Below are 19,514 nucleotides of genomic sequence, written 5' to 3'. Positions count from 1 at the left end.
TTATTTGTCCTGTCTGTTGAAGATCTGCCTGGCGACGGCCGGGGTCACCGGTTCCAGTCCCCCGGCGATCAGTGCGGCGCGCAGCGGTGCTGCGGCCTTGTTCACCGTCTCCTGGGCTTCGGCTTCGAGGTCCGAGTCTGCGACGATTCCGCCGCCGGCCTGCACGTAGGCCTTGCCGTCCCGCAGGAGCGCAGAGCGGATGGCGATTGCCATGTCCATGTCTCCGGCGAAGTCCAGGTAGCCCACGACGCCGCCGTAGATGCCGCGCCGGTGCGGTTCAAGTTCATCGAGCAGGCTGAGGGCACGCGGTTTCGGGGCCCCCGAAAGCGTGCCTGCCGGGAAGGTGGCGGAGAGGACGTCGTAGGCGGAATTCTGCGGCGCGAGCTCCCCCACCACGGTGGAGACCAGGTGCATGATGTGGCTGAACCGCTCCACCTCCATGAACTGGGTAACGTCCACACTTCCGGGCCGGCAGACCTTGGAGAGGTCGTTGCGGGCCAGGTCCACGAGCATCAGGTGCTCGGCGCGTTCCTTCTCATCGGCCAGCAGTTCCTCGGCCAGCGCGCGGTCCAGTTCCTGGGTTTTTCCGCGCGGCCGGGAACCGGCGATCGGGTGCGTGATGACTTCGCTGCCGGTCACGGTGACCAGCGCTTCAGGTGAGGAGCCGACGACGGCAAACGGGTTGCCCCGGGCGTCCTCGAAGTTGAACAGGTACATGTACGGGCTGGGGTTGGTGTTGCGCAGCACGCGGTACACATCCAGTGCCTCCGCCCGGCAGTCCATCTCGAACCGGCGGGAAATGACCACCTGGAAGACCTCGCCGTCCACGATGGCTTCCTTGCCCCGTTCCACCGCGCGCAGGTAGTCGGGCTTCGGCCAGGATTCCTTGACCCCGGAGGTGAGGGACGCGACGTCCACCGTGCCGCCGTCGAGCACTGTAACGGGCTGCGGCGACTGCGCGGCGAGGCGGTCCAGCATGCTGTGCAGCCGGGCCACGGCGTCCAGCCACGCATCATCCACCCGCTCGTCGGAGCCGTCGAAATTGATGGCGTTGGCCACCAGCAGCACGGTGCCGTCCGAGTTGTCATGAATCGCCATATCCGAGACCAGGTTCATGGCAATTTCCGGCAGGTCCAGGTCATCCACCGGCGGGGACGGGAGCTTCTCCCAGTGCCGCACGGATTCCCAGCCCACAAAGCCGACCAGCCCGGAGGTGAACGGCGGCAGGCCTTCGAAGCGGTCCGTGGCCAGCAGCTGCAGCGTTGCAGCCATCGCTTCCACGGGATTGCCGTCCACGGGCACACCGGCCGGCGGCTCGCCCAGCCAGAACGCATCGCCGTCGCGGGTGGTCAGCGTGGCGCGGGAACGGGCCCCAATAAAGGAGTAGCGGGACCAGACTCCGCCGGATGCGGCGGACTCCATAAGGAAGGTACCGGGTTCACCATTGGTGAGCTTCCGGTAGATGCCGATGGGCGTGTGCGCATCGGCAAGCACCTTCAGGCGGACCGGGACCACGCGCCGGTCAGCAGCCAGCGCCCGGAATTCCTCCAGGGAGGGAGAGATAACACCTAGATCCTGCATGTATTGGGCTTTCGGTTTGGAAGGGAGGTTTAAGCGGAGACCGGAAGGCCGCGGCCTTCGAAGCAGGTCCTGGTGCCTGTGTGGCAGGCAGCGCCCACCTGGTCCACGCGCACAAGCAGCGCGTCGCCGTCGCAGTCCACTGCCACGGACTTCACATACTGCACGTGGCCGGACGTGTCGCCCTTGCGCCAGTACTCCTGCCGGGAGCGGGACCAGAAGGTCACACGGCCGCTGGTCAGTGTGCGGTGTAGTGCTTCGTCGTCCATCCAGCCGAGCATCAGCACCTCGCCGGTGTCATGCTGCTGGATTACCGCTGCAACCAACCCGGCGTCGTCGCGCTTGAGCAGTTCAGCCACGGCAGGGTCCAGTGCGGAGTCCGGGCGGGGGGTCTGGGGGGTGGTGTCTGTTGCCATCGCTTCGATTCTAGTGCGTTTGGCCGCGCCGGAGCCGAATGGCCGCGTTCAGCGGGCAATGCGGGGTGTTCCATGCTAGTTTCAGCAGTGATGCAATTCGTAGAACCCTCACGTGAAGTCTTGGCCGAAACACTGCTTGCGGCCGGTCCCCACGCGCCCACGCTCTGCGAGGGGTGGGAGACCAGGCATCTTGCTGCGCACCTTTACCTGCGCGAGCACCGGCCGGCCTCAGCACTCGGTTTTTTCGTAAAGCCGTTCGCCGCCAAGACGGCTAAGGCCATGGATACCCTCGCAGCCAAGGCGTCCACGTCCGAAGGCTACGCCAAGCTGGTGAAGTCCTTCCGCTCCGGACCGCCGCTGCTCTCCCCCATGCAGATCAAGTCGGTGGACAACAGCGCCAACCTGGTGGAGTACTTTGTGCACACCGAGGACATCCGCCGTGCCGGTGACCGCTGGGCTCCGCGTGCCCTGGATTCCGAATACTCCGAAGCACTTTGGTCCGAACTGCTCAAGCGCGCCGCACTGCTGTACCGCGGCGTCGACGTCGGCATTGTCCTGGTGCGCCCGGACGGGCCGCGGCACGTGGCCAAGCGGGCTGCCGTTTCCGTGGCGATCGTCGGGGAACCGTGCGAGCTGCTGCTGCACGCCCACGGACGCACCCAGCAGGCCCTGGTGATGTTCGAAGGCCAGCCCGACGCCGTTGCGCTGCTTGAAAGCGCCGAGATCGGGCTCTAGCGATTTCCGCTTCCCCGCCCCGTCCGCCTGCCGGCGAAGCCGTGCAGGATCCGAACCAGCGTCCCCGCGTCCTGCCGATAATCCTGCTGGTGGCGGCCAATCTCGTGTTTTTGCTGCTGATCTATCCTGTCTACGCACTGGCCGGATTGAACCAGGACATTTCCGAGTTCAACGGTTCTGAAGCCGGCGGCGAGTGGCTCCTCCTGTGGCCCGGCATGCTCATCATGTGGGGTGCAGCCTGGCTGGGATTTGCGGTCTTCGCTTTGCGGGGCCGGCTGCGGAGCGCGCTGACCGCATTCAACGCAGTGGCCGCTCTGTGGTTTGTCCCCGTGACCGTGTACGTGCTGAGCCTCTTCGCCGGGGCCTGATACGGCAAAGGCGCCCCGCCAAGAGGACGGGACGCCTTTTATCGGTACGCCGGGTTACCGGACGGGGTAGCCTGCGTCGGCAATGGCCTTCTTGACGTCCGCGATGGCATTGTCCGGTCCGAAGTGGAAGATCGATGCGGCCAGGACGGCATCCGCTCCGGCTTCGATTGCCGGCGGGAAGTGCTCCGGCACTCCGGCACCGCCGGATGCGATCAGCGGCACGTTCACGGCAGCGCGGACGGCCCGGATCATTTCCAGATCGAATCCGTCGCGGGTGCCGTCGGCGTCGATCGAGTTCAGCAGAATCTCCCCCACGCCGCGGTCGGCTGCTTCTTTCGCCCAGGCAACGGCGTCGATCCCCGTGCCCTTGCGGCCTCCGTGCGTGGTGATCTCAAAGCCCGACGGCGTTGAACCGTCGTGCGTGCGGCGTGCGTCCACGGAAAGCACCAGCACCTGCGAGCCGAAGTGCCGGGTGATCTCATCGATCACATCCGGCCGGGCGACTGCGGCTGAGTTGATGGAGGCCTTGTCCGCGCCGTAGCGCAGCAGCCTGTCCACGTCCTCAACGGTGCGGACGCCGCCGCCCACGGTTAGCGGAATGAAGACTTCCTCGGCCGTGCGGGAGACGACGTCGAACACGGTTTCGCGTGCGCCGGAAGACGCGGTGACGTCCAGGAACGTCAGCTCATCTGCTCCGGCGCGGTCGTAGCGGTGTGCCAGTTCGACCGGGTCACCGGCGTCGCGCAGGCCTTCGAAGTTGATGCCCTTGACGACGCGTCCGGCATCGACGTCCAGGCAGGGAATGACGCGGATCGCAACACTCATGCCGCTCCCCTAGATCCGGCAGGCGTGGATGGTGCTGACCAGGATGGCGCGGGCGCCCAAGTCGTACAGCTCGTCCATGATGCGGTTGGTGTCCGACTTCTTGATCATGGAGCGCACGGCCACCCAGTCGGAGTCCCGCAGCGGGGAGACCGTGGGGGATTCAAGGCCGGGAGTGAGCGCTGCTGCTGCCTCAACCAGTTCCTTGCGGACGTCGTAGTCCATCATCACGTACTGGCGCGCTACCAGGACGCCCTTGAGGCGGCGCTTGAGCACATCGAGTCCGGCGGGGCTGGCGCCCTTGCGGCCGATCAGCACGGCCTCGGACTTCAGGATGGGTTCGCCGAAGATTTCCATGCCTGCGGCACGGAGCGTGGTTCCGGTTTCTACGACGTCGGCGATCGCGTCTGCGACACCCAGGCGTACGGAGGATTCGACGGCGCCGTCGAGGCGGACGACGGAGGCGTCCACGCCGTGTTCGGCGAGGTAGTCACGCAGCAGTCCGTCGTAGCTGGTGGCTACGCGCTTGCCGTTGAGCTCGTCGAGGGAAGCGAACTCCCCTACCGGTCCGGCGAACCGGAAAGTTGAGGCGCCGAACCCGAGGCTCATCAGTTCCTCGGCCTCTACCTGCGCGTCCAGGAACAGGTCGCGGCCGGTGAGTCCGACGTCGAGCGTTCCGGAGCCGACGTAGACGGCAATGTCCCGGGGACGGAGGAAGAAGAATTCAATGTCATTGTCAGGATCGACCATCACCAGTTCGCGGCTGTCGCGGCGCTGGCGGTATCCGGCCTCGGAGAGCATGGCGGAGGCGGATTCGGAAAGTGCGCCCTTGTTGGGCACTGCTACACGGAGCATGAAGTTGTTTCTTTCGCTGGAAGTCAGATGGGAGCTGGGCCTGCCGGCGGGCCACACACTGTTTGAGGGGTGCTCAAAGGCAGCGCGTGGCTAGAGATGCTTGTAGATGTCCTGCAGGGTGAGGCCTTTGGCCAGCATCAGCACCTGCAGGTGGTAGAGCAGCTGGGAGATTTCCTCGGCGGCGGCTTCATCAGACTCGTACTCGGCGGCCATCCAGACTTCGGCGGCTTCTTCGACTACCTTCTTGCCGATGCCGTGAACGCCTGACTCCAGTTCGGCGACGGTGCGTGAACCGGCTGGCCGGTTCTCCGCCTTCTCACTGAGTTCGGCAAATAGCTCTTCGAAGGTTTTCACAGAATAAGGGTACGCGCTGCGTCACAGTCTGCCCCATTCCGGCCCGCGTGTGTGACGAAGGACGCGTCCCGTGGCGGGTGTGGAGGGCTGGTCAGCAACCGAGCGATATATCGTTGCAGCGTGACGGACTCACGGATCGCATGGCAGTTCACGGCCCTGACCTTCCTGATCGCCTACGGCTTCGCAGGCGCTCTGGTCATCGCCGGACGTTTCGGGTACGAGGTGAACAATGTAGTCACCTCTTTCCCCGAGTTCCTCGCGAACGTGCCGTTCTCGATTTATATCCTCTCCCCCGCCATCGCTTCCTACATCGTCCTCCGAAGGAGCGGCAAGGTATCCGGTGTTCGGGAATGGCTGCGGATCATTTTCTTCGCGAAAGGACGTCCGGCCGGTTTCCTCTTGGTCCTCTCGGCCCTCGTCCTGTACTTCCTGCTTCATCTGCTTGTGTCCGGGCCCTCCTCCTATGCGCTCCCTTGGCTCATGTTTTTCATGTCCCTGCCGGGCAACCTCATTATCGGCGGCATGGAAGAAGCAGGGTGGATGACGGCACTGCAGCCGCAGCTCCAGCGGCGCTGGGGGTTTCTCATTTCTTCCCTCGTGGTCGGGGCCATCTGGCTGGTCTGGCATCTGCCACTGTTCTTCATCCCAGGCACGAATCATGAATCAGGTGTCATTAACTTCTGGATGTTCGCTGTTCAGATCATGGCTTTCCGCTTCCTCTACGGTGCGGTCCTCTCTGTGTCACCCCAAAACGCGGTGTTCCTGTGCGTCCTCTTCCACACCATGTTCAATGCGGCCAGCTTCACCGCCGGGATCCCACCGGCCGCCTGGGCGGGCACCATCACGGCGAACGCTGCCGTGGTGGCTCTCGCTGTTGGCGCCGTGGTCTATTCCCGCAGGCACGCGCAGGGTACTTTCCGTCTCCTGACCTCTGGTTTCACCGGCCGGAGCACCGGTGATGCCGCACGGCAGGACTGATGGGGCACCAGCGACGGCCGGGGCATGAGCCCCATAAGCGTTTCCGGTTATCTGGCTACCATTCTGGGAATGACGAACTTGCTGAATCAACCCGATTGGCACAACACCTCAATGTCAACGGTGATGATCACCCGGGACGAGGCGCAGAAGTGGCTTGATGCCTACGTGACGGCGTGGAAAACCTACGACGAACAAGCAATCGCGGATCTTTGGTCGCAGACCGCTGTGTGGCACTACCCCTTCCAGACGCGGGCATCAGGACGCGAGGACATAGTCGCTGAGTGGATAAGTGAGCGCGATGCTTTCGCAGATGGGTCCTTCGACGCCAAGTACTATCCGGTCGCGGTCGAAGGTGATCGGGTGGTAGCGCATGGGCGGACTGTCTTCTATGAGCCGGACAGTGATCGAGTGGCCACGGCCTACGACAACATCTGGTTCCTGCGGTTCGATGACTCGGGACGGTGTTCCGAGTTCCATGAGTGGTACGCCGGCCGCCCTGAGGACGAACCGGACCGTGCGGTCCCCGAACGGTAAGTCAGCAATCAACTCAGAATTCAAGTGGAAGAGCGTGATGACAGAAATCGAAGAAAGCCGAACAGTCTGGGCCCGGGGAACGTGGCGGAACCCACCGGTGCGAGTCGTCAGTGACGGGCCTAATCTGCAGGTGACTGCGGCCGAGGAAAGTGACGCATGGCGGTACACCTTGTATGGGTTTGTCCATGTCAGTGCACATGCCCTCCTTGCGCCGTTAGGCGCGGAAGGCGCAGTGGAGGTCTCGTTTCTCCTGGACTACGCGGAGCAGTTCGATCAGGCGGGAATCTATCTTCACGTCTCGGAATCGGTGTGGATCAAGGCCGGAGTGGAGATTTCCGACGGGACGCCGCAGGTCGGTGCCGTCGTAACGCGGGAGGTCTCGGACTGGTCGGTGGCACCTGTCCCGGAGTGGAAGGATCGGGAGGTTACAGTGCGGTTGAGCAGATCTGGTGACGCTGTAACCATCAGGGCACGCGCTGACGATGAACCTTTTCGCCTCATCCGGGTCGCTCCCCTGAGTGAGACGGCGAGTGTCGAAGCCGGCCCGTTTTGTGCCTCACCCACACGGGCAGGATTCACGGCCACCTTCACCCGATGGGTCGAAACCGATGCGGATGCCTCGCTCCACCCTGAGCAGGGATAGCGCCGTGCACACTGCGTCAGCGGCGCTGGCCGGAGTTCTATGAGTAAAACGGCAGCTTGTCCTTCTTCTTGACGGGAACGACGTCGAGACTCGGGTCGGTCAGCAGCTGGCCGATCCGGTCCCGGCTGCCCCCAATTCCAGCCCATTGGGAATCAACATCTCATCCGGTCACCCTGTTCCGGGCCTGCCCGGCCCGCACGAAGAGGACGAAGAAGATGCTGGCGATGCAAAGCAGCAGCAGCCCAATTCCCAGCATGCCTGAATAGAAAGGAGTTGCCGGGCACCCGGCCGAAACATCGTCATCAGGGCACGTTAGACCAGGTTGAACCACGCCAACGAACGACGCTGCCAGCCCAGCGAGCAACAGGATTGATCCGAGGATGCCCCCCAGCCAGATTTTCATGCTCCATCACAACACAGCGGCCGGCTTCTCCGCCGCAATGACGGGCCGGACACCAGAACAGTACAGGCGGTTCCCTTAGTGAAGCAGCTGTGTAGACTGCGCGCATGAAGGCCTCCAAAGGCACAGACTTGTCCGCCACCCTTGCTCGGTCACACGGCCGAATAATGGAATGAAGAACTGGATCCGGCTGCACCCTTACCGGGCGCTTGCGCTCGGCTACGTGGTGTTCTTCGTGCTTACAGCCGCCACCCGCTTCGTCATCGGCCCACGTGACCTGTTTGACGCCGTCGTCGGTGCCTTCACATACACCTCGGTGTACTGGCTGTTGGCCCTGGCACAGATTCGGAGTGTCTGGAAAACCAATCAGCGGCTCGAGGAACACGGTCAGTTCAAGGCCTATATCCGCTACCCGGATTCCCGGCCCGGTTCGCTCAACGACATCTGGAACCAAGGTATTGCGACTCCCGGTTCCGGGTCTGTCCGCTTCCAGCCTGCTGTTTATGACAACTTGGTGCCTTCGGGACAAGCAACCGAGTTTACGGTGCTGGAGGTGCTTCCCGGTCGCCGCAAGATCACGGGCAAGGAGCGCAAGTACCTGCAGGCCTACGGATACCTGGCCCTGACTCTGCTGACTGACAAGGGCAAGGTCCAGCTCGCCGCAAGTCCCGAGTCGCTGGACCGGCTCACCGAGGCTCTGGCGCCCGGACTTCCCTAGCCGGCTTGCAGCAGTATCAGGCCTCTTCCGCCGCAGCGATCGCTTTGTCGTTCAGGATGGGCATCATCACAAGCAGCGCCAGGGTAAGCAGCCCCATGATGGCGAACATTGCCCGCAGCCCCAGCCATTGGGCCAGCACTCCCCCGGCCGCCGCTCCGAGCGGCATCGTTCCCCACGCCAGCAGGCGGTAGGCGCTGTTGATGCGCCCCAGCAACCTGGTGGGTGCGATCCGCTGGCGCAGCGTGACCGTGATGACATTCCACAAAACCACCAGCATGCCTCCCACGAAGAAGCTTGCGCCCAGGATGTAGGGGTTGCTGGTAAGCGCCGGAGCTCCCACGAACAGCGCGCAGCCAAAGATGGTGAGCACCAGGGACTTGGAGCGGCCCAGTTTCGCTTCCACTGATTCCGCCATAAAGGACCCAATAAAAGCGCCGATTGCCGACGTCGTCAGGAGTAAACCAAACCCGGCTTCAGACAATCCCATTTCCGAGCCCGGCCCGACGGCGAACAGCACCAGGACAGCGAAGGCGGCATTGGACGCGAAGTTGAGGACACCGGTCATCAGCGCCAGGGTGCGAAGAATTTTCTGGTTCCAGAGGAACTTCAGTCCCTCCTTGATGTCGAACCGAAGTGTTGTCTTTTGTTCCCGCTCCACCCGGAAACTGCCGGGCAGCATAAGCAGGGCTCCGACGGCCGTCAGCCACAGCGCCGCCGGAACTGCCATCCCGGCCACCAGGCCTACACCCACCAGCAGCCCGCCCAGCGGAGGACCAATGAACTGGTTGGCGGTCAGCTCAACGGCATAGAGCCGGCCGTTCGCACGCGAAAGCTGATCCCTGTTCACCACCTGGGGCAGGATCGACTGTGCCGAGGTGTCGTACAGGGTTTCTGCAACCCCCACCATCAGGGCGACCACGTACAGAGCCCAGATGGACCCCAGGTCAAGCAGGATCACCGCGATCAGCAGGGCGGGCAGCATAGCGCGGCTGAAGTTGGCCCACAGCATCAGCTTCCGCCGGTCCAGCCGATCTGCCAGGGCGCCTGCGGTCAGTGCGAAGAGAAGCCACGGGAGCGTCGCGGCGACAGCCAGTCCGGCAACGAGCGTAGGAGACTGCGTGAGCTGAATCGCCATCAAGGGAAGCGCGATCTTTAAGACCCCGTCCGCCAGGTTGGACAGCCCCGATGAAGTCCACAGCTTCCAAAAGGAAGACCCCAGGGGCACGCCATCCGCCGTCGTGGACTGTGGTGCACTGTTGGCCATGACGTGAACCTTCGCACACCGGAGGCTCAAACGGGAAACGAAGAAAGTCCCATGTCAGCGCTACTGTGTATGGATAGCCCGCTGCCCAGGAAGGCACTACCCCATGCACTTCTCCTTTTCTCCGCCCCGGTCGGTCTCGATCGGTGAGGCTGCGTCGCTCGCCAGGACCACGCCGGATAACATCCGCCGCTATCTCGAGGCCGGGCTGCTCCCCTCTCCCGCAAGCGGCAGTGAAGAGCCCCGGTACGGCTACAACGAATTCATCCGGCTGCTCTGGATCGAGAAGATGGTCGGCACAGGTATCGCCCTGGACGACATCCGGAATTCCTTTGCAGACACGGCACCCTCTACCGCCGACGACGACGATGCTCCCGGCCAGCGCATTGGCACCTTCGAGGGCCGGTTGGATTTGCTCTCCGACTTCGTCACCAGCCGTTTGAAAGAGCTGCCCGAAGGTTCGCTGCGCCTGGCAGATCTGGACAGCCTGCTCCTCTCTGAACACACCTTTGGCCCACTTGGCGCTGCAGTTCAAGCCGGCCGCTTCATCGCCCTCGCCACCCACCCGGATCTGAGGGAGGAATCAGACCGCGTCGATGCCGCAGAGGAAGACCTCGATGACACGGTCGCCGTCGATGACCCCCGTGTGGCGCGAGTGGCTGCCAAGCGCCACGCTTTCGAACTGGCATTGGAGACCGTCATCGAGGAGTCCGGACTGGCGGAGAGCAACGAAGCGCTTTTCGATTCCTGGGAGGCGCTGCAGCCTGCTACACCTGACGCATGCCAGCGCGAGCCGGAGGGTTCCATGAGCCTCATGGAGGCGGTCGGAAGAATGCCCTACGACTTCTCCCCTGCTCGCCTGCGCAGCATGGAGCTGGAAATGGAACTTGCCGCGCAGCGCCTGTCAGCTTCATAGGGTCAGCGGCCAGGCGCGCGTTCCTGCGGTCCAAAGTTGTCCGCAATCGCTGCCACGCTAGGAGCCCAGACCCCAGCCAAAGGACTCAGCCCTTATGAACATTCTTGTCACCGGCGCCACAGGCCAGGTGGGCCGACACCTCATCGACCAGCTGCTCGGCAGCGGCCACAACGTCCGTGCACTGACACGCAGCCCCGCGAGGGCAGTGCTGCCGACGGGAGCCGACGCAGTGGCGGGCGACCTCACCGACACTGCAAGCCTGGAAGCGGCGTTCGCGGAAATGGATGCCGTCCACCTGATCACCTTCGGCGGGGACGACGGCGAGGAACTCACCAACGGGGAGGAGATCGTTCACCTCGCAGAGCGCGCAGGGATCCGCCGGGCCACGGTCCTCGGCGGATGGTCCTCCACCGGTGTCGAAGAAGCGCTGAAAGCCAGCTCCATCAGCTGGACGATCCTGCAGCCAGCCGAGTTTATGGGCAACGCACTCGAACTGGTCCCTGAAATCCGCGCCAGGCACACAGTCTCTATGCTGGCCGGGTATCCCAGCGCCGTCGTACACGAAGCCGACATCGCAGGCGTCGCCGCCGTCGCGCTCACCACGGAGGGGCACGCAGGGAAAACCTATCCGCTGACCGGGCCAGAGGCACTAACCCCTGCCGAACGAACAAGCCTCCTCGCCGAAGCAATCGGTGAGCCGATCGGTTTCGTGCAGCTAAGTGAGGACGCGGAGCGCGAACGGCTCCGCAGCTACGGCTACGACGAGGACTTCGTTGAGTTCGGCATCCAGCTTGCCACGAACACTCCCGAGGGTGCCGGGACGGTTCTGCGTACCGTCGAGGAAGTCACCGGACACCCGGCACGAACCTTCACGCAGTGGGCGCACCAGCACGCCGACCAGTTCAGGGCCGTGCCCTGACGGGTGCCGTTCGGTGAGCCTGCGGGGAATCCGCATCACTCGTCCCCGATGTCCGTAAACAGGGCCATGAACGTTGTCCCGGTAGCCTTCAGCTGATCCATGAAGTCCCTGGCCCCGGCAGTTGCCACCGCTGCGGAAGCGTCATCATAGGTGTCGAAGTACAGGTCAAGGGTCCGGTATGCCGGGGTGGGCGAGCCGTTCTCCTTGGGCCAGACCTTTCCTGCTTCGAACCGCTGCAGGCGCGGAAGGTCACGCGCGCTTCCCTCGAAACCCTTGTATGCCGTTTCAAACGCTTCAGGATCTGCCGGGTTGTCGATGATGAAGGTGATCTTGGTGGACATTGTGTTTCTCCCCATGGATAGGTCTGCGGTTGCTGGCGGGTGAGGTGCCATTCTCTGGCATGAACAGCGCGGACGCCACCGCGTTCCGCCGGAGCCTCCTGGTTCACTCTCCCCGAAGCAATGCTGCACGGCGCAGTTGGGTGTGATGATGGGTGCACATGCCATCTGTCCTGAAAGGCGCGCATCATATGGCGGAAACAGCTCCCGCCCCCGCAAGCAAGCGCAGCCGCCTGCTCATCGTCGCGATTCTGGCCTCATTCGTGGCGTTCCTGGATGGCAGCATTGTCACGGTGGCCCTGCCGGCAATCGGCACGGAGCTGGGCGGCGGGCTGGTCACGCAGCAGTGGACGGTTAACGCCTATCTGCTGACACTTGGGGCGCTGATCCTGCTTGCCGGGTCCCTGTCCGACTCCTTCGGCCGGCTTCGTGTGCTGGCCTGGGGGCTGGCGGGTTTTGGCGCAGCCTCCGTCCTGTGCGCACTCGCCTGGACGCCGGAGGTCCTGGTCTTCGCCCGCGCTCTGCAGGGCATGGCCGCCGCTCTGCTGGTGCCGAGCAGCCTGGCGCTGATCACTGCAGGTTATGCCGGACCGGCACGCGCCAGGGCGATCGGAACGTGGACGGCCTGGACCGGAACCGCGGCGATCGTTGGTCCGCTGCTGGGCGGTGTGCTGGTGGACTGGGCGAGCTGGCGGCTGATTTTCGCCGTGAACGTGCTGCCGGTGGCGCTGACCCTCATCCTCATGGCCGGGCTTCAGGACAGCCCACGACGGCGGACGGCGCTGGACATCCCGGGTGCGCTGCTGGCGGTCACCGGGCTGGGCGGGTCGGTGTACGCACTGATCGAACAGGAACGGCTGGGCTGGGGCGATCCGGCAGTCTTTATCCCCCTGGTGGCAGGCCTGGCGGCACTCGCATTGTTCGTTCTCCGCGAGTCACGGGCCAGCGCACCGATGATGCCGCTTGGCCTCTTTCACGCGCGCAACTTCCGCTACGGCAACCTGGTAACAGCCGCGGCGTATGGGGCGCTGTCCCTCGGCACCTTCGCGCTGACCGTCTTTGTCCAGGAGACTGCCGGTTTCAGCGCCATCGAAGCGGGCCTGATCTCCCTGCCGCTGCCGCTGGCAATGCTGGCGTTCTCAACCTACTTCGGAAACCTCGCCGGCAAATACGGGCCGCGGATCTTCATGACCGCCGGACCGGCCATCATGGGCGCAGGATTCCTGCTGATGCTCACGGTCAGCCCGCCGCTGAACTTCCTCACCCAGCTGCTGCCGGGACTGCTGCTGTTCAGCCTGGGGCTTGCCGTGATGGTCGCTCCGCTCACCGCCGCGGTGCTCGGTGCACTGGATGAGACCGATGCCGGCATCGGGTCAGCGGTCAACAACGCCGTCAGCCGCGTGGCCGGTCTGGTCACCGTGGCGCTGATCGGCAGCATTTCCGGCGGTTCCCTCGACTACCCCGGCTTCCAGCGGACAGCCCTTGCGACGGCGGCACTGTTCCTGGCCGCGGGACTCATCGCCTTCCTGGGGATTCGGACGCCGAAACCTGCAAGCTGAGTGCCCTCGTGGTCAGCCGCGGTGATCTTTCGGAGAATTGTCCAGGAGTGCGAGCAGCGCCTGCTCGTCGGCGTCGTTCAGTCCCGCCAGCAATACCTCCGGATCCAGCGGCGGCTCTTCGGCCAGAATGTCCGCCAGCGTGTCGTGCAGCGGTCGCAGTTTGAGGCCTGCAGCGGCAGCCCGCTTGTTTGACCGCGCGTGCATTCCGTACCAGTTCCGGTCCCGCAGCCACAGCGGCAGTGACCGCTCGCCCGCCCATTCACGGATGCCCTGCTGCGCCAGCCACTCTTCGGGGGCCTGAATGACTGGTCCAGTGTGTCCGGCAACCGTCCGGGCGGCGGCAATATGCTCGGCAAACGGAACGGGGTCCCCCATCGCGTTGAAGATGCCGCCCGGACCGGATTCCGCCAGCCGGATCAGCCAGTCCGCCAAATCGCGGACGTCAATGCAGGAGGTTAGCAGGTTCGTCTGCGGCACCAGGACGGCAGACGAGGGCCCGGACGGACGGGCAAACCGGCGGACCCAGTATGTGGTGCGGCCAGTATCATCCCCGGGCCCGGCGATCAGGCCCGAGCGGACGATGACGGCGTTGTCCCCGAAACCTGCCAGCACAGCCTTCTCGCAGGCGACCTTCGCCGGACCGTAGTCCTCCGGGCCGGACATCACGCCCGCTTCCAGCGGTGCGAGGAGTTCGGCATCCTCATCGGCTCCAATCTCGGCCTGGGAGGCATAAACGTTGCCGGTGGACACAAAGATGTAGCGGCCTGCCGCCGCGAGGTCGCGGACAGCCCGGGTCACGTGAATGGGCTGGCGCGCGACGTCGACCACCGCGTCCCACGGCTCCCCGGCCACGGGTGCCAGCCCGGCGTCGTCATCCCGGTCGGCGCGGATTAGCCGCACGCCGTCGGGCACTGCGGTCCCACGGGCCAGGCAGGTGACCTCATGTCCTGCCGCCGCTGCCGTCTTTGCCACCGTATTGCCGAGCCATGCCGTTCCGCCAAGAATCAGGATTTTCATGGTTCCAGACCCTAGAGTTCCGGCGGCGGAATGTCCCGGACCGACACAGGGACGCACCGTTCAACCTCTAAAGTTCCGCTAGGCTCCCGTCATGCCGCTCATCGACAGCTCTCTGGACTCCGCAGCCGAATGTGTCTGGCTTTCCTGGCTGCTGGACGCTCCGCGGGACCGGGTGTGGTGGGGACTCACCGATCCCGAAGCACTGCCGCAGTGGCTGGGCAGACTCGTGAGCGGTTCATTCGAGACCGGGATATCTGAATATCGTCGACAGGGGGAAGGGAAACGGCGTAAAACGTGCACTGATGAAGGCACGGCTGGGCCATTTGCAGGTCTTCGACGCGAAGTACCGGGCGGTCTCCGGAGTTCAAACAATCGAGATTCCAGACGCTGTAACCGCCAGGCGCGTATTTGCCGAGCCCTCCATCCTAGACGGCGTCTACGAACTGGTAATCACGTTGATGCGTCAGAATTCAGCCCCGCTGGGCAAGTCGCATAATCCGCCGCTGGCGGAGGACCTGCTTCGCCGTGCATGGAGTTTCCAGCAGGCAGCATAGAACGCTGGCGGAAGGCCCGGCAGGAGTCCTAAACCCCGGCCCCGCGCAGCACGTCAACGGTGTTCACCGCAGCTGCAAACGCCTCATAACCCTTGTCCTCTGAGGACCCCTCAAGTCCGGCACGGTCCAGGGCCTGCTCCTCGGTGTCACAGGTCAGCACCCCAAACCCGACCGGGGTGCCGGTCCGCACGCTCACCTCGGTCAGGCCCTGCGTCACCGATGAGCACACGTAATCAAAGTGCGGGGTCCCGCCGCGGATGACGACGCCGAGGGCAACAACGGCGTCAAAGTGCGGTGCCAGCCGGGCGGCAGCCACGGAGAGCTCGACTGTGCCCGGAACCCGGATCAGCTTGGGACCGAGCCCGGCGTCGGCGGCTGCGCGCAGCGAGCCTTCGATGAGGCCGTTCATCACTTCGGTGTGCCAGCTGGCGGCAACAATGGCCACTCGAATGTCCAGGCCCTTGGCCTTGATGCTGCTGACGTCGTTTTCGGGGGCGCCGTGTCCGCTCATGTCTGATGTCCTTTGGTAGAAGAAAGAGTTAGCTCTGCTGAACGGGCTGGGCCCGGAGCAGGTTCAGGTGGTGGTTCATGCGGTCCCGCTTGGTCTGCAGATACCGCTCATTTTCGGCCCGGACGGGCACTTCGGAGGGAACCATCGCCTCCACCTCGACGCCGTACGCCTCCAGCCGGTTCCGTTTGACGGGATTGTTGGTCAGCAGCCGGACGCGCGGCGTGCCCATCTGCAGCAGGATCTCCGCTGCCGCCTGGTAGTCCCGCGCGTCAACCGGCAGGCCAAGCTGTTCGTTCGCCTCCACGGTGTCCGCACCGGCCTCCTGTAGCGCATAGGCGCGGAGCTTGTTCGCCAGGCCAATCCCGCGGCCCTCGTGGCCGCGCAGGTACAGCACGGTTCCGCCGTGCAGGCTGATCAGGCCGAGCGCCTGTTCCAGCTGTTCCCCGCAGTCGCAGCGGTAGGAGGCAAATACGTCGCCGGTCAGGCATTCGGAGTGCAGCCGCACCAGCGGGGTTCCGCCGTCAGATTCGGTCCCCGGGGCGGACACGCTCAAATGCTCCGCGCCGGTCCGGGTATCCGTCCAGACCCGCGCCGTGAAGTTCCCGAACGCCGTCGGCAGCTGGACCTCGGGTCCCGGCACTACGTTCTCTTCCCTGTTCACCGCCGGCCCCCTGCAACTGCCGGTGCGATCAGGTACAAAACCAGCTCCTCGATCGACACCAGCGGCAGATCATGCGCGTCCGCGAATTCGCGCAGCGCGGGCAGCCGCATCATGGATCCGTCGTCGTGCACCAGCTCGGCAATCACGCCCACCGGCGTGCAGCCGGCCAGCCGGGCCAGTTCCACTGCCGCCTCGGTGTGACCGCGGCGGGCGCGGACTCCGCCGTCGTGGGCGCGCAGCGGAAAAATGTGTCCCGGCCGGTTCAGGTCCCCGGCAACGGAGCCCGGATTGGCCAGCACCCGGGACGTCAGTGCCCGGTCGGCTGCGCTGATGCCGGTGCTGGTGCCCGCGGCGGCGTCGCAGGACACGGTGTAGGCGGTGCCCTTCGCGTCCTGGTTCACCGCGGTCATGGGCGGCAGGTCCAGCCGGTCGGCCCATTCCCCGGGCAGCGGAACGCACACTACTCCTGAGGTGTAGCGCACGGTGAAGCCCATCAGCTCGGGTGTGGCGTGCTGGGCTGCGAAGATGATGTCGCCTTCGTTTTCGCGGTCCTCGTCATCGACAACGACGACGGCGCCGCCCGCGGCGATGGCCCGGGCCGCCGCTTCGATTGATTCCAGCCGGATGCTCATGAGCGCACCGTCCCTTCATCTGCGGCTTTGGCAGGCGCGGCGAACGCGAGCAGCCGTTCGGCGTATTTCGCCAGTACATCCACTTCCAGGTTCACCGGCGAACCGGGTTCCAGTGCGCCCAGTCCGGTCTCGGCCAAGGTGGTGGGAATCAGCCCAACTTCGAACCACGGCGCGGGATCCTGCGGCGCGCTCACCGCCGTGACGGTGAGGGAAACGCCGTCGACCGCGATCGAGCCCTTCTCCGCGATGTAGCGTGCCAGCCTGACCGGCACACCGAACCGGAGCCGGTCCCAGCTGCCCAGGTCTTCGCGTTCCAGGAGAGTGCCGACCCCGTCAACGTGCCCCTGCACCACGTGGCCGTCCAGCCGCCCGCCGGCGGGAACACAGCGTTCAAGGTTCACCTTGCGGCCGGGGACCAGCTTTCCCGTGGTGGTGCGGTCCAGGGTTTCACCCATCACGTCCAGCGAAATCCGTGTTCCGTCCAGCGCGGTGGCGGTGAGGCAGACGCCGTTGACTGCGATCGATCCGCCCAGGCCCAGCTCTGCGGAGGTGCTCGGAGCGTCGATGACCAGCACCTTTCCGGCGCCGGAGCCGTCAGTATTCAGGGAAACAACGCTGCCCTGTTCAGCGACAATGCCGGTAAACACGTTTGGGTCCTTACTGTTGTTCATTCGTGGGTTCTGGCAGCGGTTCAAGGTGCAGGCGCAGGTCCGGGCCCACGGGGACGGCAGCGCCGCCCCCCGCCGAATCCCAGCGCCACCGCTGAATCTGCGCCATGGTGGTGATGCCAAGTCCGGCGAAGGCCGGAGTGCCCGCGCCCAGCAGGGCCGGCGCCGTGTAGGCGAGCAGCTCATCGGCCAGGCCGGCGCGGAGGAAGGCCCCGGCTACGGTGCCGCCGCCCTCCACCATCAGGTGCCGCGCCCCGCGGGCATACAGTTCCGCCAGTACGACGGCGGGATCATGCGTGGTCAGCTGGAGGAACCTGCCGTCGGTCCCCCGGATGCGGGCGTTGTCGGGAACCGGGGTGTGGCCCATGACCACGCGCAGCGGCTGGTCTTGGGCATCGCTGCCGTCCGGGTTGCGGGCGGTCAGCATCGGGTTGTCAGCCTGGACGGTTCCTGTACCCGCCAGGATGGCGTCTGCCCGCAGACGAAGCTCCTGGGCATCGGCCCGGGCCTCGGGTGCGGTGATCCACTGGCTGGTGCCGTCCGCGGCGGCAGTGCGGCCGTCGAGTGTCTGTGCGGTTTTGACCGTGACGAACGGGCGGTTGGAGGCAACGGCAGCCGCCCAGCGGTGGTTCAGGTCCCGGGATTCCTCCGCCAGCAGGCCGCCCTCAACCTCCACCCCGGCGGCGGCCAGCGTTGCTGCTCCCCCGGCGGCGTCGCCGTTGGTGTCCGCGGCAGCGTAAACCACCCGTGCGATCCCGGCCCGGAGGATCGCCTGGGCGCAGGGCCCGGTGCGTCCGGTGTGGTTGCAGGGTTCCAGGGTGACCACCATGGTTGCCCCGCCCACATCGATGCCGGCCTCAGCCGCGGATGCCAGCGCGTCGGCTTCGGCATGCGGGGTTCCGGCGCCGCGGTGCCACCCCGTGGCCAGGACCTCACTGGACGGAGACAGGATGACCGCGCCCACCAGGGGATTCGCTCCACGCACGCCCCTGCGCGCCAGCGCCAGCGCCTGCTTCATGGCGGTGTGTTCCGCGTCGGAGAAGGCCATGGTCAGCGCACCGTTGGGTCCGGCATGGCCACCTGCACCTTCGGCTTCTCATTGGCTTTGGCCCGCCACCAGACAAAGAAACCGATCAGGGTGAAGATTCCGTAGAACAGGTACATAAACGCCGTCGCGTAGTAGCCGGCGCTGAAGAGCAGCGGGACTCCGACGATGTCCACGGCCACCCAGATGAGCCAGAACTCCACCCAGCCCTTGGCCATGCCGTAGGTGGCCAGCAGCGATCCGACGAAGGTCCACGCATCCGCCCAGACCGGTTCGTAGGAGCCCAGCATGCCGAACACCGGAGTGAGGGCGGCGGTGCCCAGGATCATGCCGGCGACCAGGCCTATCCGTGCACGGCCGGAGGCCCACTGGGGAGTGACGGCGTCCGCTCCGGAGCTTTTGCTGGCCTGCCAGCGGCGCCAGCCGTAGATGGCGACGGCGATGAACATCACCTGGCGTCCGGCCTGGCCGAGCAGGTTGGCGGTGCTGGCATCACCGAAGATGGAGCCGAGGAAAACGGTCAGCAGCAGGACGTTGCCGGCAATGCCCACCGGCCAGGCCCAGATTTTCCGGCGCATGCCGCCGAGGGCGCTGAGCAGCCCGAAGATGTTGCCAAGTACTTCGCGCACCAGCAGGGAAGAGCTCCCCACGGGGATCTGCGCGTCAAAGAGCCACCGCAAAAAATCCAATGTCGTTCCTTATCCCGTAGCGGCGGCTCCGGGGGTACGACAGTGCGGTGCATCGACGCTGAGGGTACCCCTGCGGGTACGCCGAAGCGTCGGTTCAACAAACTGTACGTGCTTCTCCCATCCAGACTTTAACTGTCGGTACCGGAATTTCACCGGTTCAACCGTCCGTCCTGCTGAGGGATCCCAGCTGGACGTGCGGGTCGCGGACTATAACCGCCGGTTCGGAATTACACCGACCCCGGAGCACGTTTGTGTATCCACATTCTTGCACAGGTTGAGGACGCGGATTCAAGTTTTTACCCGGTGTGTGACACGCGGGACATGCGCCGTCATGTTTCGTCTC

General features: G+C 64.9%; 24 protein-coding genes and 1 riboswitch. Of the genes, 10 read left to right on the top strand and 14 right to left on the bottom strand.

What is annotated here, in order from left to right:
• Nucleotides 1-1,581, bottom strand: coding sequence for an anthranilate synthase component I (locus tag ACWGQ2_RS06980; RefSeq protein WP_452015656.1), 1,581 nt, complete (start codon nucleotides 1,579-1,581; stop codon nucleotides 1-3).
• 29 nt (nucleotides 1,582-1,610) lie between these two features.
• Nucleotides 1,611-1,994, bottom strand: a complete 384-nt coding sequence (hisI, locus tag ACWGQ2_RS06975; RefSeq protein ID WP_452015654.1) for a phosphoribosyl-AMP cyclohydrolase — start codon at nucleotides 1,992-1,994, stop codon at nucleotides 1,611-1,613.
• 90 nt (nucleotides 1,995-2,084) lie between these two features.
• Here hisI and ACWGQ2_RS06970 point away from each other — a divergent pair, with 90 nt between their 5' ends.
• Together ACWGQ2_RS06970 and ACWGQ2_RS06965 are read left to right on the top strand one after the other, a co-directional pair.
• A complete protein-coding gene (locus ACWGQ2_RS06970) occupies nucleotides 2,085-2,729 on the top strand; it encodes a TIGR03085 family metal-binding protein (RefSeq protein ID WP_452015652.1) in 645 nt (214 codons plus the stop codon).
• A gap of 41 nt (nucleotides 2,730-2,770) precedes the next feature.
• Nucleotides 2,771-3,097, top strand: coding sequence for a hypothetical protein (locus ACWGQ2_RS06965; protein WP_452015650.1), 327 nt, complete (start codon nucleotides 2,771-2,773; stop codon nucleotides 3,095-3,097).
• A gap of 54 nt (nucleotides 3,098-3,151) precedes the next feature.
• Here ACWGQ2_RS06965 and hisF read toward each other — a convergent pair whose 3' ends face one another.
• The 3 genes from hisF to ACWGQ2_RS06950 form a co-directional block, all read right to left on the bottom strand.
• Nucleotides 3,152-3,922 (bottom strand): imidazole glycerol phosphate synthase subunit HisF, encoded by a 771-nt coding sequence (gene hisF, locus ACWGQ2_RS06960; protein WP_325789802.1) that lies wholly within the window; start codon nucleotides 3,920-3,922, stop codon nucleotides 3,152-3,154.
• Between the two features lie 9 nt (nucleotides 3,923-3,931).
• Nucleotides 3,932-4,774 (bottom strand): ATP phosphoribosyltransferase, encoded by an 843-nt coding sequence (gene hisG, locus ACWGQ2_RS06955; RefSeq protein ID WP_452015648.1) that lies wholly within the window; start codon nucleotides 4,772-4,774, stop codon nucleotides 3,932-3,934.
• Between the two features lie 90 nt (nucleotides 4,775-4,864).
• A complete protein-coding gene (locus ACWGQ2_RS06950) occupies nucleotides 4,865-5,128 on the bottom strand; it encodes a phosphoribosyl-ATP diphosphatase (RefSeq protein ID WP_325789804.1) in 264 nt (87 codons plus the stop codon).
• Between the two features lie 120 nt (nucleotides 5,129-5,248).
• Between ACWGQ2_RS06950 and ACWGQ2_RS06945 the strand changes: the two genes are divergently transcribed.
• The 4 genes from ACWGQ2_RS06945 (at nucleotide 5,249) to ACWGQ2_RS06930 (ending at nucleotide 8,401) form a co-directional block, all read left to right on the top strand.
• Nucleotides 5,249-6,106 (top strand): CPBP family glutamic-type intramembrane protease, encoded by an 858-nt coding sequence (locus ACWGQ2_RS06945; RefSeq protein ID WP_452015645.1) that lies wholly within the window; start codon nucleotides 5,249-5,251, stop codon nucleotides 6,104-6,106.
• Nucleotides 6,107-6,217: 111 nt separating this feature from the next.
• On the top strand, nucleotides 6,218-6,640 hold the full coding sequence (locus ACWGQ2_RS06940) for a nuclear transport factor 2 family protein (protein ID WP_452015643.1): 423 nt from the start codon (nucleotides 6,218-6,220) through the stop codon (nucleotides 6,638-6,640).
• 37 nt (nucleotides 6,641-6,677) lie between these two features.
• Nucleotides 6,678-7,283 (top strand): DUF1349 domain-containing protein, encoded by a 606-nt coding sequence (locus ACWGQ2_RS06935; RefSeq protein WP_452015641.1) that lies wholly within the window; start codon nucleotides 6,678-6,680, stop codon nucleotides 7,281-7,283.
• A gap of 572 nt (nucleotides 7,284-7,855) precedes the next feature.
• Complete coding sequence (locus ACWGQ2_RS06930) at nucleotides 7,856-8,401, top strand: hypothetical protein (RefSeq protein WP_452015639.1); 546 nt, start codon at nucleotides 7,856-7,858, stop codon at nucleotides 8,399-8,401.
• 16 nt (nucleotides 8,402-8,417) lie between these two features.
• Here ACWGQ2_RS06930 and ACWGQ2_RS06925 read toward each other — a convergent pair whose 3' ends face one another.
• Nucleotides 8,418-9,665 carry an MFS transporter gene (locus ACWGQ2_RS06925; RefSeq protein ID WP_452015637.1) on the bottom strand — a complete coding sequence of 416 codons (1,248 nt, stop codon included), beginning with the start codon at nucleotides 9,663-9,665 and terminating at the stop codon, nucleotides 8,418-8,420.
• Nucleotides 9,666-9,768: 103 nt separating this feature from the next.
• Here ACWGQ2_RS06925 and ACWGQ2_RS06920 point away from each other — a divergent pair, with 103 nt between their 5' ends.
• Entirely contained in the window at nucleotides 9,769-10,578 is an 810-nt protein-coding gene (locus ACWGQ2_RS06920) for a MerR family transcriptional regulator (RefSeq protein ID WP_452015635.1), read from the top strand.
• A gap of 94 nt (nucleotides 10,579-10,672) precedes the next feature.
• A complete protein-coding gene (locus ACWGQ2_RS06915; protein WP_452015633.1) occupies nucleotides 10,673-11,497 on the top strand; it encodes an SDR family oxidoreductase in 825 nt (274 codons plus the stop codon).
• 35 nt (nucleotides 11,498-11,532) lie between these two features.
• Here ACWGQ2_RS06915 and ACWGQ2_RS06910 read toward each other — a convergent pair whose 3' ends face one another.
• The gene (locus ACWGQ2_RS06910; protein WP_452015631.1) at nucleotides 11,533-11,838 is read right to left on the bottom strand and encodes an EthD family reductase; all 306 of its coding nucleotides are present in this window, start codon (nucleotides 11,836-11,838) and stop codon (nucleotides 11,533-11,535) included.
• A 188-nt stretch (nucleotides 11,839-12,026) separates the two neighbouring features.
• Here ACWGQ2_RS06910 and ACWGQ2_RS06905 point away from each other — a divergent pair, with 188 nt between their 5' ends.
• A complete protein-coding gene (locus ACWGQ2_RS06905) occupies nucleotides 12,027-13,394 on the top strand; it encodes an MFS transporter (RefSeq protein WP_452015629.1) in 1,368 nt (455 codons plus the stop codon).
• 12 nt (nucleotides 13,395-13,406) lie between these two features.
• Here the strand turns inward: ACWGQ2_RS06905 and ACWGQ2_RS06900 are convergent, their stop codons facing one another.
• On the bottom strand, nucleotides 13,407-14,411 hold the full coding sequence (locus tag ACWGQ2_RS06900) for an NAD-dependent epimerase/dehydratase family protein (RefSeq protein WP_452015627.1): 1,005 nt from the start codon (nucleotides 14,409-14,411) through the stop codon (nucleotides 13,407-13,409).
• 302 nt (nucleotides 14,412-14,713) lie between these two features.
• Here ACWGQ2_RS06900 and ACWGQ2_RS06895 point away from each other — a divergent pair, with 302 nt between their 5' ends.
• Nucleotides 14,714-14,965, top strand: a complete 252-nt coding sequence (locus ACWGQ2_RS06895) for a hypothetical protein (protein ID WP_452015625.1) — start codon at nucleotides 14,714-14,716, stop codon at nucleotides 14,963-14,965.
• A gap of 28 nt (nucleotides 14,966-14,993) precedes the next feature.
• Here the strand turns inward: ACWGQ2_RS06895 and ribH are convergent, their stop codons facing one another.
• The 6 genes from ribH to pnuC are packed head-to-tail and all read right to left on the bottom strand — an operon-like array spanning nucleotide 14,994 to nucleotide 19,171.
• A complete protein-coding gene (ribH, locus tag ACWGQ2_RS06890; protein ID WP_452015623.1) occupies nucleotides 14,994-15,476 on the bottom strand; it encodes a 6,7-dimethyl-8-ribityllumazine synthase in 483 nt (160 codons plus the stop codon).
• A 28-nt stretch (nucleotides 15,477-15,504) separates the two neighbouring features.
• On the bottom strand, nucleotides 15,505-16,137 hold the full coding sequence (ribA, locus tag ACWGQ2_RS06885; protein ID WP_452015621.1) for a GTP cyclohydrolase II: 633 nt from the start codon (nucleotides 16,135-16,137) through the stop codon (nucleotides 15,505-15,507).
• A complete protein-coding gene (ribB, locus tag ACWGQ2_RS06880) occupies nucleotides 16,134-16,769 on the bottom strand; it encodes a 3,4-dihydroxy-2-butanone-4-phosphate synthase (RefSeq protein WP_452015619.1) in 636 nt (211 codons plus the stop codon). The genes ribA and ribB overlap by 4 nt, the downstream gene beginning before the upstream one ends.
• Nucleotides 16,766-17,416: a riboflavin synthase gene (locus ACWGQ2_RS06875; protein WP_452016068.1), complete on the bottom strand. Its 651-nt coding sequence runs from the start codon at nucleotides 17,414-17,416 to the stop codon at nucleotides 16,766-16,768. The genes ribB and ACWGQ2_RS06875 overlap by 4 nt, the downstream gene beginning before the upstream one ends.
• 10 nt (nucleotides 17,417-17,426) lie before the next feature.
• The gene (gene ribD / locus ACWGQ2_RS06870; protein ID WP_452015617.1) at nucleotides 17,427-18,485 is read right to left on the bottom strand and encodes a bifunctional diaminohydroxyphosphoribosylaminopyrimidine deaminase/5-amino-6-(5-phosphoribosylamino)uracil reductase RibD; all 1,059 of its coding nucleotides are present in this window, start codon (nucleotides 18,483-18,485) and stop codon (nucleotides 17,427-17,429) included.
• Nucleotides 18,486-18,487: 2 nt separating this feature from the next.
• Complete coding sequence (pnuC, locus tag ACWGQ2_RS06865) at nucleotides 18,488-19,171, bottom strand: nicotinamide riboside transporter PnuC (RefSeq protein ID WP_452015615.1); 684 nt, start codon at nucleotides 19,169-19,171, stop codon at nucleotides 18,488-18,490.
• A gap of 104 nt (nucleotides 19,172-19,275) precedes the next feature.
• Nucleotides 19,276-19,422: riboswitch (FMN riboswitch) on the bottom strand.
• Nucleotides 19,423-19,514: the final 92 nt, after the last annotated feature.

This window comes from Arthrobacter sp. NPDC055585 (assembly GCF_053619115.1).
This window is presented reverse-complemented; position numbering and strand designations above follow the sequence as displayed.